Source organism: Novosphingobium aquimarinum (assembly GCF_009746585.1).
Taxonomy (GTDB): domain Bacteria; phylum Pseudomonadota; class Alphaproteobacteria; order Sphingomonadales; family Sphingomonadaceae; genus Novosphingobium; species Novosphingobium aquimarinum.
The window spans coordinates 1-12,066 of sequence record NZ_WRPO01000012.1 but is presented as its reverse complement, the minus strand read 5'-3'; the positions used below and the strand labels follow the sequence as shown (position 1 = coordinate 12,066).

General features: G+C 61.9%; 13 protein-coding genes. 6 read left to right on the top strand and 7 right to left on the bottom strand.

Annotated features, from left to right (window positions below; translation table 11 throughout):
* Nucleotides 1-148: 148 nt before the first annotated feature.
* Both GQO94_RS12670 and GQO94_RS12665 read right to left on the bottom strand, forming a co-directional pair.
* The gene (locus GQO94_RS12670) at nucleotides 149-949 is read right to left on the bottom strand and encodes a MipA/OmpV family protein (protein WP_156841918.1); all 801 of its coding nucleotides are present in this window, start codon (nucleotides 947-949) and stop codon (nucleotides 149-151) included.
* A 9-nt stretch (nucleotides 950-958) separates the two neighbouring features.
* Nucleotides 959-1,405, bottom strand: coding sequence for an ion channel (locus GQO94_RS12665; RefSeq protein WP_156841917.1), 447 nt, complete (start codon nucleotides 1,403-1,405; stop codon nucleotides 959-961).
* On the opposite strand from GQO94_RS12665, the gene GQO94_RS21400 reads away from it, so the two are divergent.
* Nucleotides 1,302-1,766, top strand: a complete 465-nt coding sequence (locus GQO94_RS21400; protein WP_408636627.1) for a phage integrase central domain-containing protein — start codon at nucleotides 1,302-1,304, stop codon at nucleotides 1,764-1,766. The two genes, GQO94_RS12665 and GQO94_RS21400, sit on opposite strands and share 104 nt — an antisense overlap.
* 99 nt (nucleotides 1,767-1,865) lie before the next feature.
* A complete protein-coding gene (locus GQO94_RS12660; protein WP_156841916.1) occupies nucleotides 1,866-3,074 on the top strand; it encodes an aminotransferase-like domain-containing protein in 1,209 nt (402 codons plus the stop codon).
* A 57-nt stretch (nucleotides 3,075-3,131) separates the two neighbouring features.
* Here GQO94_RS12660 and GQO94_RS12655 read toward each other — a convergent pair whose 3' ends face one another.
* Nucleotides 3,132-4,394, bottom strand: a complete 1,263-nt coding sequence (locus tag GQO94_RS12655) for a cytochrome P450 (protein ID WP_156841915.1) — start codon at nucleotides 4,392-4,394, stop codon at nucleotides 3,132-3,134.
* An 86-nt stretch (nucleotides 4,395-4,480) separates the two neighbouring features.
* Between GQO94_RS12655 and GQO94_RS12650 the strand changes: the two genes are divergently transcribed.
* Nucleotides 4,481-5,035 carry a TetR/AcrR family transcriptional regulator gene (locus tag GQO94_RS12650; RefSeq protein ID WP_198045950.1) on the top strand — a complete coding sequence of 185 codons (555 nt, stop codon included), beginning with the start codon at nucleotides 4,481-4,483 and terminating at the stop codon, nucleotides 5,033-5,035.
* Between the two features lie 31 nt (nucleotides 5,036-5,066).
* Here the strand turns inward: GQO94_RS12650 and GQO94_RS12645 are convergent, their stop codons facing one another.
* The 3 genes from GQO94_RS12645 to GQO94_RS12635 are packed head-to-tail and all read right to left on the bottom strand — an operon-like array spanning nucleotide 5,067 to nucleotide 7,139.
* A complete protein-coding gene (locus tag GQO94_RS12645; protein ID WP_156841913.1) occupies nucleotides 5,067-5,423 on the bottom strand; it encodes a RidA family protein in 357 nt (118 codons plus the stop codon).
* Nucleotides 5,424-5,453: 30 nt separating this feature from the next.
* Nucleotides 5,454-6,239, bottom strand: coding sequence for an SDR family NAD(P)-dependent oxidoreductase (locus GQO94_RS12640; protein ID WP_156841912.1), 786 nt, complete (start codon nucleotides 6,237-6,239; stop codon nucleotides 5,454-5,456).
* Between the two features lie 9 nt (nucleotides 6,240-6,248).
* Complete coding sequence (locus tag GQO94_RS12635; protein WP_198045949.1) at nucleotides 6,249-7,139, bottom strand: alpha/beta hydrolase; 891 nt, start codon at nucleotides 7,137-7,139, stop codon at nucleotides 6,249-6,251.
* A gap of 113 nt (nucleotides 7,140-7,252) precedes the next feature.
* Here GQO94_RS12635 and GQO94_RS12630 point away from each other — a divergent pair, with 113 nt between their 5' ends.
* From GQO94_RS12630 to GQO94_RS12620, 3 genes are read left to right on the top strand one after another with little or no spacing between them, the layout of a single operon-like run.
* On the top strand, nucleotides 7,253-9,106 hold the full coding sequence (locus GQO94_RS12630) for an acyl-CoA dehydrogenase (protein WP_198045948.1): 1,854 nt from the start codon (nucleotides 7,253-7,255) through the stop codon (nucleotides 9,104-9,106).
* 13 nt (nucleotides 9,107-9,119) lie between these two features.
* A complete protein-coding gene (locus GQO94_RS12625) occupies nucleotides 9,120-10,049 on the top strand; it encodes an SDR family NAD(P)-dependent oxidoreductase (RefSeq protein ID WP_156841910.1) in 930 nt (309 codons plus the stop codon).
* On the top strand, nucleotides 10,042-11,097 hold the full coding sequence (locus GQO94_RS12620; RefSeq protein WP_156841909.1) for a phosphotransferase family protein: 1,056 nt from the start codon (nucleotides 10,042-10,044) through the stop codon (nucleotides 11,095-11,097). The genes GQO94_RS12625 and GQO94_RS12620 overlap by 8 nt, the downstream gene beginning before the upstream one ends.
* A gap of 84 nt (nucleotides 11,098-11,181) precedes the next feature.
* Here GQO94_RS12620 and GQO94_RS20815 read toward each other — a convergent pair.
* A partial coding sequence (locus GQO94_RS20815; RefSeq protein WP_198045947.1) for an MFS transporter occupies nucleotides 11,182-12,066 on the bottom strand: 885 nt, incomplete at its 5' end.

Genomic DNA, 12,066 nt, shown 5'->3' with positions numbered 1-12,066 from the left:
AGAGCTGACGAAAGCCAGGACGAATGTACGATAAGCCATCATGGTTTCAGCTTGCCCGGTGATGCGTACCCGGCCGTCAGCCTCGATAAAATTCCCATCCGCTCGATGAAATTCGTTTCCGCGTCACTCAGCGTGATCTCGCGGGCGGTCATGGAATGCTCCGGCCGAAGGTATAAGTCAGGGCAAGCCCGCCAGAGAATTGGTTCCGGGAGCCGAACCGTTCGACCAGTGGCGAATCGGCAGGATCGCCCACAAGCCGATCGTATTTCGCATAGCTGTAGATGCCCCAGCGCTTAGTAAGCTGGCGAATATAGCCAGCCGTCGCGCCAACCGCCTGCACGCCGCCATCGGCGTCAAATTCCGTCAGACCCGATGCCGCGGCGTCTTCCGGGCGAACTCCGAAATAGGCATTCTGGTAGCTGCTGTCCGTCACCGTAACGCGCGGGCCGATGGAGAACAGCTGCCGGTCGCCCTCGCGCCAGACGTAATCGGCCCCCAGATTGGCGATGAAGCCATCATGGCCGGTAACGCCCTGCCGTCCTTCGGCTCGCAGACGAACGCTATCGCTCAACTGGTATTGGGCGAAGGCGCCGAGCTCGATTGAGATATCGACCTCCGGAAGCGCCCCTCCCACATCGGAAGAGGATCGCTTTCCTTCGAATCCGAGGGACGGTCCTGCCGAGAACCTGTCGCTACGCAGAAGCGCGAAGCCGAAGCCCTCGTCCGGTGCCTCGAATTCGAATTCGGCGTCGCCCCGAGCGCGCGACAAATCGAAGAACGGCCGGACGGAAACATCCTCCGAGCCCGGATAGCTCGGCACGATCTGCGGGCCCAACGCGATACGGGTCCGTCGCGGTTCTTCCTCGCCGCTTTCCTGAGCCAGCACGGGCGGCGCGGACAGACAGGCAAGCACAGCCGACAAGGCGAAAAAGGGTCTAATATGGGGCATGGCAGTGTCCTATCGGTCGCGAGCCGCACTAGCACGCTCTTCATCACGAACATCACCGACAAATTCGAGCAGGAAGGCGGTGCTGAGGCCGAACATGATGAGGCCGTTGGCCGCCACGATCGCCGACAGCAGCCGGACTTCGGGCGAAAGGATGACATCGCCGAAGCCAAGCGTGGTGAGCGAGACCGTGGCGAAATACAGGGCCGGTTCGAGCTCCTGGAAAGCGCCCAGGGCCATGAACAGACCGGCCCAGAGCCACGCGGCGGCAGTCAGTGCGAGAAGCATCCAGATCGTCGCGCTCGCAAGCAGCAGAGTTGTGCCAACACGCGATTTGCGAAACCAAGACGGGATCATGCGGTCATCGATGGCAAATGCCGTCGCGACGAAACCCGCCTGGACGATCATCGTCAGGCCGACCATCAGTGCGCCGACCAGGAGTTGCGTGGTGATTGTCATAGCCCCTCCCTTTCGGATTCAACAAGGTTTGGGAAGCACGAACGGGCTTCGCTCCGGCTTACGCCATAGGCGTAGAGATCGTTCAGGGCGAAATCCGCGGGAAATCTTTCAGGAGACCTGTCCAGAACAGAATGAGAAACGCTTCGGTGAGTTTACCGAAGAGTATATCGCTAGCGTGGAAGCGGGCAGGAAAAGCTCAACCCATCGTCAGCAGTGGAGCAATTCTTTGCGCGATCATGCTGCTGGGCTGATGGAAATCCCGCTGCGCCAGATCGACACCGACCAGGTTTCGGGAGTGCTTCAGCCTATCTGGCCTACCGTTCCAGAGGATTGTCGGACACCTCCAGCCGGAATGTTTTGACTGGACTCATGGCATAGCCCGCTGTCTGGCTCGCTACGAACAAAACCGGCGATCATCAGGTCGCTGCCTTTAACGTAGGCTGCTTTGGGAGAATTGGCTGTGGATGACTGGGGCGCGCTTTATGCCCGGCGTATGCAAAGCATGATCCCTTCCGACATACGGGAAAAGATGAAGCTGCTGGATCAGGCCCAGATCATTCATCTGGGCGGCGGTTTGCCCGACCCCGATATCTTTCCTTATGACCCTTTGGCCGAGGCTTCGGCGCGATTGTGGGCGGATCGATCGCGTGCGCGAACCGCGCTCCAATACGCGCCTAGCGAGGGGTACTTTCCGCTTCGGACGTGGATCGCGGGCTATATGACCCGGCGGGGTGTCGCTTGCGAGGCCGACAACATCCTGATCACCAATGGATCGCAGCAAGGCTTGGACTTTCTCGGAAAGCTGCTGCTGTCTCCGGGCGATAAGGCCGCGGTCGAAGTTCCCAGTTTCATTGGTGCTCTTCGTGCGTTCGATGCTTACGAGCCGAAATATCTCGGCCTTCCCGAAGATAGCGCGGACTGGGATATGCACGCCTTGGCGGGGGCGAAATTCTGCTACGTGGGGCCAGACTTTCGCAATCCGACCGGCACCTGCCTGTCGCGAAAGGATCGAATCGGCCTCCTCGACCTGGCCGACGATACGGGCATGGCGATCCTGGAAGACGGTTGTTACGAGCAGCTTCGGTACGAGGGAGAGGACATCCCATCCATCGCCGCCTTGGCCGTCCAGCGCTATGGCGGCATCGAACGCTCGCCTGTGCTGCATACCGGTACGTTTTCGAAAACGATCGCGCCTTCGCTGCGGGTCGGCTGGATTGCGGGCCCGCGCGATGTCATTCGCAGGTTGACCCTGATCAAGCAGGCTAGCGATCTTGCGACCAGCGCGCTCAATCAGATGCTGCTTCTCGATGTGGTGCAAGATCACCTGGAGGCCTCGATCGATACCGCCAGGAGCGTTTATCGCGAACGATGCGGATCGATGCTGGACGCCATGGAGCGGTTCATGCCGCGAGGCGTTTCTTGGACGAGACCGCAAGGCGGCCTCTATGTTTGGGCAGAGCTGCCGGACGGAATGGACGGACGGGCGCTTGCCAGCAGAGCGCTGCTCGAAAGATCGGTTTCGATCATTTCCGGGGCGGCCTTTTATCCAGCCGGTGCGATCAACGTCGCCCCAAAAACCAATACGTTCCGCTTGAGCTTCTCGATGATCCCGGCGCCCACAGCCCGCGAAGGGATCGAACGTCTGGGCAACCTGATTCTCGAAGGATGACGGCGAAGGAGCCAACGTCGATCGCGCTGACAGGCCCTGGGATTACGCGGCGTACCATCAAGCTCCGTCCAGGCGGACGGGCATCGCCTTGATTCCGCCGACGAAGTTGGAGCGAAGGCGGCTCACGTCTCCGGCCAGCCCCAACTTCGGAAAGCGCGTGAGGATTTCGTCGAGAACCGCGCGCAGCTCGATCCGGGCGAGATCGTTGCCGAGGCAGCTGTGTCGACCGAAACCGAACGTCAAGTGACGGTTCGGCTTTCGCTCGAAATCGAGCGAGAACGGGGCTTCGAAGACCGCCTCGTCACGATTGGCAGAAGGATAGAACATGACGACCTTCTCGCCCTTGTGAACCGTCTGATCCGCTATCTCGATATCGCGCGTGGCGGTGCGGGCCATGTAGACGATGGGCGTGACCCAGCGCAGCAGTTCTTCGACCGCCGTGGGCAGGATTGATCGATCGGCCGTGAGCTGAGCCCGCTGCTCGGGATGTTCGATCAGGGCCAGCATGGCGCCGCTCGTCGCGTTGCGCGTCGTTTCGTTGCCTGCGATCGCCAGAAGGAAGCAGAACCCGAGAATTTGCATGTCGCTTAAAGGCTCACCATCGATCCGGGCCTCGACCAGGAGGCTGACCAGATCTTCGCGCGGTGCCACTCGTCTTTGCGCGATGAACTTGGCGAAATATCCGAACATCGCTTGCTGCGCCCCCGCGACAGCCTCGCGCGGCACATCCACATTGCCGTATTCGGGATCCTCGGATCCTATGACGGCGTTGCTCCATTCGTACATCTGATCACGATCGTCCGTCGGCACGCCCAGCAGTTCGAGGATCACGTCGAGCGGCAGGCGCATGGCGATCGCCTCGACGAAATCGACTTCGGGCTCACCGCCTTTTTCGATGAGAGCGAGCCGGCGAGCCGCCACCTCGTCGGCGATCTCTCGGCAACGCTCGACGATATGCTCGTGTAACGCGCGCATGACGCTGGGTTTGAAGCGTTCGCGCAATATCATCCGGTTCTTGTGATGCTCTGGCGGATCCATCGACAGCATGAGAGGCACGCTGCGATTGGCCGCCGCGTCCACCTGGTCTTTGCGCAGGATCGTAACGCCGGGACCGCTGATGAAATTGTCGCTGTCCTTCCCGATCGCGGTGATGTCGGAATAGCGAGTGATCGCCCAGAAAGGTTCGCGCAGACCATCGTCATACCAGGCCACCGGCATGTCGCGTCGCATACGGGTCCAGACCTCGTGCGGGTAGCCCAGGTTGGCGAAGCGATCGGGATCGAAACAATCCGGGTCAGCCAGCTTGCGATTGTCGGTCAATGGACGTCCTCCTTAGTGAACGATCATTCACTAGCCTTTTCGCGAAACGCTGACTAGAGAAAACAGCGATGGCGAAAGGCTCTGGAATGGTTCGAACCCGCATGGCGCCCGAAGATCGGCGGTTGCTGATCCTGCGCGCAGCGGCGGACATGTTTCAGAAGCACGGATTTGGCGCGGCCAGCATCGACGCCATCGCTGTGGCGTCAGGGATAACGGGCCCCGGCATTTATCGGTACTTCCGAAGCAAGACCGATCTTATCATCGCACTGATCGACATGGCCGCGAGCCAGGCGGAAGATGCCTTGGCGGACCGGCTCTTGGAAAATGGCGTGTCCGTATCGGCGATGGCGGACGTGCTTGTCGATGCGGCCCTTCGCGAAGGGGCGGTTATCGGTTTGCTTCAGGCTAGCGTGGCGGAAATGGACGATTCCGATCGCAAGCGTCTCGAAGCGGTTCGTAATGGCCTCGTCTCAAGGCTGGGACAGACCCTGACATCGGCGCGGGCAGACCTTGATAGCAAAGACGCGGCGCTGAACGTTCAGGCGGCTCTGGCGATTGTCGGCCAAGTGGGGCGTAAGGCGTTCCCCGTGGCGGACAGGGCACGCCTTGTCGCCCTGATCGAAGCCGTTTTGTCCGCCTGAGAACTCGGCGGCCCTGCCAACTGGAGTACGCTCAGCTTGTCGCCGCGATCACGGCAATCTCGAGCCGATAGGCGTCGGATGCCAGGGTCGCCTGTATCGTCGTGCGCGCGGGAGCGCATCCGGATGGAAGCCATTTATCCCATGCTTCGTTCAGGCTCGCCATATCGGCGAGATCGGCGATGAAGACCTGAACGCTCAGAAGGCGGGACCGGTCGCTGCCACACTGCGCGAGAAGCGAGTCGATCCGCGCGAGGATCTCGGCAACTTGGCTCTCGGCAGGGCCACCGCGATTGTCGATCGCGACTTGCCCCGAAAGATAGCAGGTTCCTGCATGGACGGTCGCCATGCTCATGCGCGGATTACCGGCAATTCTCTGGATATCGGCCATTTGCATACCTCCGAAGTTTCCTCCGCCCTGTCATCCCAGCGAGGCGCCGCCGTCCACGCTCCACGTCGCGCCGGTCACGAAGGATGCCGCGGCGCTGGCGAGGAAGAGGACCACACGTGCCACCTCGTCGGGCTCTCCGAACCGGCCAAGCGGAACTTGAGAGAGCTGGCGACCGGCTCGCTGGGTGTCGCCCTTGGCCAGAGCGTCCATCCGGGCTTTGATCGTTTCGGTCCAGATTGGGCCAGGCGCGACGGCGTTCACGCGGATGCGCGACGGAGCCAGCTCCTTCGCCATGACTTGGGTGAGCGCGATCAGCCCCGCCTTCGACGAGGCATAAGCCGCTTTGCCCGCCGTGGGGCGCAGGCCCTGGATCGACGCGATATTCACGATCGCGCCGGATCCCGCCGCGACCATGATGCGCGCGGCGGCCTGCGCGATGCGCATCGCGCCTTTCAGGTTCACATCGAGCAGCGTGTCCCAATGCGCCTCGGTGATGTCGGGCAAGGGTGACGACGGAAACAGGCCTGCGCCATTGACCAGAATATCCACGGTGCCGAACTGGCCGACGGTATGATCGACCAGGCGATCTGCAGCCCCCCAATCCGCTACGTCGCATTCGAATGGCAGGACCGAATCTGAGCTCATGTTCGGCAAAGGGTTGGCTAGTCCGTCGCGATCCTTGTCGACCAGGACCAGCCTGGCGCCTGCCTCGGCGAACTGCTTCGCGATGGCGTGGCCGATCCCGCTCGCCGCGCCCGTGACAATCGCAACCTTGCCTTCGAGCGAAAGCAACGCACCGGGATCTAGCGTGGCCACCCCTTTGCTTTACCGTCGCAGTTCGTCTGCGATGATAGCACCGACGACGCGGATTTCCTCTTTGGCTCGGTCCAGCACATCGACGAGCGTGAAGAAACCGTGCGTCATGTCCGGATGATCGCGCAGTGTGACCTCGATGCCGGCCGCTTGTAGCTTTTCGGCATAGCGGACACCTTCATCGTGCAGCGGATCGCATCCCGCCACCACGACGATTGTCCTCGGCATGGCTGTCAGGTCTTCGGCACGGGCCGGCGCGGCGATCGGATCGTCCCGGACGTCGATCGTGGCGAACTGGTCCCAGAACCATTCGATGTCGGCAGAGGAAATCAGATGGTCGCCGTTGCCGTACATTTCGTGCGACGGTCCGGTCAGCCCGGGGTCGATAGCGGGATAGATCAGCAATTGCAGAGCAATCTCCGGCGTGCCTTCCGCCTTGGCACGCAAGGCCAGGCCAGCCGCGATGTTCCCCCCCGCGCTGTCGCCCGCCACGATCAACGGCTCCGTTGGATTACGTAGTGCCGCGATGGCGGTGCGCCCGTCGTCGTGGGCTGCCGGGAAGCGGTGCTCGGGCGAAAGGCGGTAATCGACGCTCAGCACCTCGCAGCCGCTGGCATCGGTCAATTCGCGACAGGCAGGGTCGAACCCGTCGAGGGTGCCGAAAACCCATCCGCCGCCGTGAAAGTAGAAGATCTGTCCCACCGGTTCGCCACCCAGCGGCGTATACCGGCGCACGGGGATCGGTCCGGCCGGGCCGTCGATCGTCAGGTTTTCGATAGCCTTTACCCGCGCGCCCCGGTTCGGCGGCAATGCCGCCTGCGTCACGCGGAAAGTTTCGCGCGCGTCTTGCGGGGTCCCTTCGGCGAAACCAGGCAGCTTCAATGCGGCCCGCTTATCCAGCATCGCTTGTATCTGGGGGTGAACCGCCATCGCCCGCTTCGTACCTTTGATAGTTTGGGGAGGACCGTCGCCATCGTGGCCGCACCAGGCAAATACCGGATCGGTATCGGTTCGATGTGTCTTCGGCAATCGACCTGCGGACGACGAGCGTCGATGACGGACCGCGCAACGTTGAAGTGATGATCCTGCCGCCGATGAACGACATTCTGATCGATAAAGACGAATTGAATTTTCTGCTGTGGGACTGGCTGCGTCTGGACGAGTTGCTGGAGCAATCGAGCGCTGACGTCGATCGCGAGGCTGCCGAGGCCATCCTCGACTTGTCGCACAAGCTGGCGCGGGATGCTTTCCTGCCGCTGTTCAAGTTGAGCGATGCGAACGAGCCGGTTCTGGATGCGGGCGAGGTGCGCGCGCTTCCGCAAATGCGCGAGGTCTTGCGCGAATATGCCTCGCTAGGCCTATTCTCAGCGGGTTTCCCGGAAAAATCGGGCGGTTTGGGAATGCCGGCCTTGCTCTCCAGCGGGTCGTTTTTGCAGTTCCTTGCCGCCAGCCTTTCGGTTTCGGCCTATCCGATGCTGACCGTGGCGAATGCGCGGCTGCTCACCACTTTCGGCAGCGCTGCGCAAATTGAAGCGTTTGCCAAGCCGCAGATCGCGGGCGAGTGGTTCGGCACCATGTGCTTGTCCGAACCGCAGGCAGGATCGAACCTCGCCGACGTGGCGACCCGCGCGATGCCCGATGGAGAGGACGATCTGGGGGCGCGCTATCGCCTGTTCGGCAACAAGATGTGGATTTCGGGCGGCGATCACGATCTGGCCGGAAACATCGTCCATCTCGTGCTCGCCAAGATCCCTGGCGAAGACGGGCAGATCGGTACGGATACGCGCGGAATATCTCTCTTCGTCGTGCCCAAGTTTTTGCCCGATGGCGAACGCAACGACATCGTCGTGACGGGCCTGAACCACAAGCTGGGCTATCGCGGCACGACCAATTGCGTGCTCGCCATCGGTGAAAGCGGCGCGCCGGTTGCTGGCGGCGAGGGTGCGCTCGGTTGGCTGGTGGGTCAGCCGGGGCAGGGCCTGCCGCAAATGTTCCAGATGATGAACGAGGCTCGTCTGAACGTTGGCATGGGCGCGGCGGCAGCGGGGTATCGCAGCTATCGCCATGCCAGTATCTATGCCCGCGAACGGTTGCAGGGGAGCCCGATTGGCGCACCCGACAAGGCATCGGGGCCAATCATTCGCCATCCGGATGTGCGCGATATGTTGCTGGCCGCCAAATGCTATGGCGAAGGCGCGTTGGCGCTGGTGCTGTATTGCGCGCGACTGATCGATACGGCGGAGCACGACCCCGCTGACGAGGCACTGCTTTCTCTGCTGACCCCGGCCGCCAAGACATGGCCATCGGAATGGGGATTGGCGGCGAACGATATCGCGATCCAGATTCACGGTGGCTACGGCTATACCCGCGACTTCGATGTCGAGCAGCTGTGGCGCGACAACCGTCTGAACCCGATCCATGAAGGCACGACCGGGATTCAGGCGCAGGATCTGGTCGGGCGCAAGATCCGCAAGGACAAAGTCGGGGCCTTCGAGCGTTTGGGTGGGCTGATCGCCGATACCGTCGTCGGCTCGGAGCATACGACGCTGGCAGTGCAGGGAGCACAGCTTGCCGAAGCATGGGATCGCATTGCGGCCGTGGCGGCTCGGTTGCGGGAGTGCGAAGCCGCTGCCGCTAACGAAAACGCCACCGCCTTTCTGCGTGCGTTCGGACATGTGATCGTCGCGTGGCAATGGTTGGACCGCGCATTGCTGTGCACCGATGCCGCCGCCGAGGACCGCCTTCGAGCAGCGAAGCCTTGGGCCTGCCGCTACTTTTTCGAACGGGAATTACCCAAGATCGGCGCATGGCTGGGCTCGATCGAGGCGGGCAGCCGATTGCTGAGCCAGATTACCGACGACTACCTTTAGGATATGGAACACAATGAAGATCGATCTGACAGGACAGGTTGCCATCGTCACCGGCGCGGGGGGCGGTCTGGGGCGTGAATATGCGCTTTTGCTCGCGCGGCGCGGCGCCAAGGTCGTCGTCAACGACCTTGGCGGTGGGCGCGACGGGCGCGGCGCCGGCAACGACATGGCCGATGCGGTCGTGGCGGAGATCGAAGCCGCTGGCGGAACGGCGATGGCCAACGGCGCGAACGTGACCGATTTCGATCAGGTCAGCGAGATGGTCGCCGAGGCGAAGGACGCGTGGGGGCGGGTTGATATCCTCGTCAACAATGCGGGCATCCTGCGCGACCGCACATTTGCCAAGCTCGATCTCGACGATTTTCGTGCGGTGCTGGAAGTGCATTTAATGGGGTCGACCAACTGCACCAAGGCGGTGTGGGACACGATGCGGGAGCAGAACCATGGCCGTATCGTGCTGACGACTTCGTCCTCGGGCCTCTACGGCAACTTTGGCCAGTCCCAGTACGGCGCGGCTAAACTTGGCCTGGTCGGCCTGATGAATACGCTCCGGCTCGAGGGTGCAAAATACGGCATTCGCATCAATTGCCTCGCCCCATCGGCGGCTACTCGCATGACGGAAGACATCATGGACGAAGCGACGTTCCAGGCGCTGTCGCCTGCCAGCGTCGCGCCGGGCGTACTGGCGCTCTGTTCGCGGGGGGCGCCCGATGGAATCGTCATGTGTGCGGGGGCGGGCAGTTTCGAGCGGGCCTACATCACGCTGACAAAGGGCGTTTTCGTCGGGTCGGGCGAAGACGCGGCGGAACGGTTGCTGGAGCAGTTCGATACGATGTCCGACCGTGATGGCGAAACCGTCCCCGAGACCGGGCTGGAACAGTCGATCTATGAGGCGAAGGTGTTTCAGGCCGCCAACAAGGAGAGGTGCCCGGTCGATGGATGAGCAGGATCGTGGGGCGGCGGCGATCCGCGAAGGGTTCGCGTTCGACCAGGCCCGCCTCGAAAGCTGGATGCGCGAGAATGTCGACGGGTTCGCCGGTCTGCGCGGCGTGCAACAATTCAGCGGCGGACAGTCGAACCCGACATACCTCCTGCTGGGTGAAGAGCGCGACTATGTCCTGCGTCGCAAGCCGCCGGGGCCCTTGTTGAAAGGGGCCCACGCGATCGAACGCGAGTTCCGGGTGATCAGCGCGCTGCATCCGTCGGGCTTCCCGGTGCCGCAGCCGCGCGGTCTTTGCGAAGACGCCGATGTCATCGGCACCGCCTTTTACATCATGGATCATGTGAAGGGCCGAAACTTCTGGAACACCGCGTTCCCGGAAGTGCCGCGCGAGGAGCGAGCAGCCTATTTCGACGCGATGAATGCCACGATCGCGCGGCTTCACACCATCGATCCCGATACGGTCGGCCTGGGCGATTACGGCAGGGCCGGCAATTACTTCGAGCGCCAGATCGGCCGCTGGTCGCGTCAGTACCTTGGCGACGAAGAGGCGGGGCGGGTGCCGGCTCTGGATGCCCTGATCGAATGGCTGCCCGCCAATATCCCACCCGGCGACGATACCTCTATCGTTCACGGTGATTTTCGCTGCGATAACTTGTTGTTCCACCCTTCGGAACCGCGCGTCGTCGCCGTGCTGGATTGGGAACTGTCGACGCTGGGGCACCCCTTGGCGGACTTCGCCTATCACCTGATGGTCTATCGTATGCCGCCAGGCTTCTCGACGGGGCTGCTCGGCATCGATCTGGAAGCGGAAGGCATCCCCAGCGAGAAGGACTATATTGCCGCGTATTGTCGCAGGACGGGGCGCGAAGGGATAGACGGGCTCGACTTCTATCTGGCGTTCAGCCTGTTCAGGTTTGCCGCGATCATCCACGGCATCAAGGGCCGGATGTTGCGGGGCAACGCCAGCTCTCCCGACGCGGCGAAGGCCGTCGCTCAACTCGACTCCATGGCCGAACTGGCATTGGCGCAGATCGATACGCGCGCCTGAGCCTCACATACAGATCAAAAGGAATTGCGGCCGGTCCTGATCGGGACCGACCGCATTTTTTTCGCCTCCTTGCTGGTCACCCAGTCAGAGGATCGTCTCCTTGTTGCGCGTGACGATCACACGCACGAGGTACAAGGCCGAGGCAACCACCATGAAGCCGCCAACCGCTACGAAGGCCCCGTGGATGCCAAAGGCATGTCGCAGCGGAGCTACGATCAGCGGATTGATGAAGTGGCCCATGAACATGCAGGTCATTTTGAACCCGACTGCGGTGTTGCGCTGGCGGGCGTTTACGCGATCCAGCAGTCGCGTCAGGAAGAAAGGCGAAGTGAGGCCCGCGCCAACCCCCTCGATCAAGGTCCAGACCAGGATCATTTCATAGGTGTTGGAAAGAGCGATCCCCACGAAACCGATCGCCATCGCGCTGGCCGAAAGAACCAGCGTCCCTCGCCCCAACACGCCGTAGATCCAGCCAAAAGCCATCGCCGACAGAACCGATATGAAAGCCGACAGCGCGGGAACGCGGGAAATCAATACGGCGCTTTCAATACCGTTTTCTCGAAGCAGGAACGGCACCTGAAACGATGGCATCGTATGCGCGGCGGTCATCAGCATGACGAACAGAAAAATCGGCCAGAGCTGAAGGAGCGAAAACCGCTCCGCCGATTGCGGATGATGTTCGATCACGATCGGTTTATTGAACGCGATCAGCGCGATGAACAGCGTGGTCAGTGGAAATAGGAACATCCACGAAGGTGCGCGCCAGCCGTACATGTCGGCCAGCCACCCGGCCAGAAGCATCGTGCCCACCGTGCCGGCCGAACCGACCGCTTGGCGCAGCCCAATCTGAGAACGGCGGTGCAAAATTAGACCACGGTAGCGGCGGCGAAGTGCTGCTGCGGGCGGCGTAAAAGTCGTCCACTTTTTCCCTTTCGCGATGGCGGCGAGGGGGATGAGGGATTTACACCG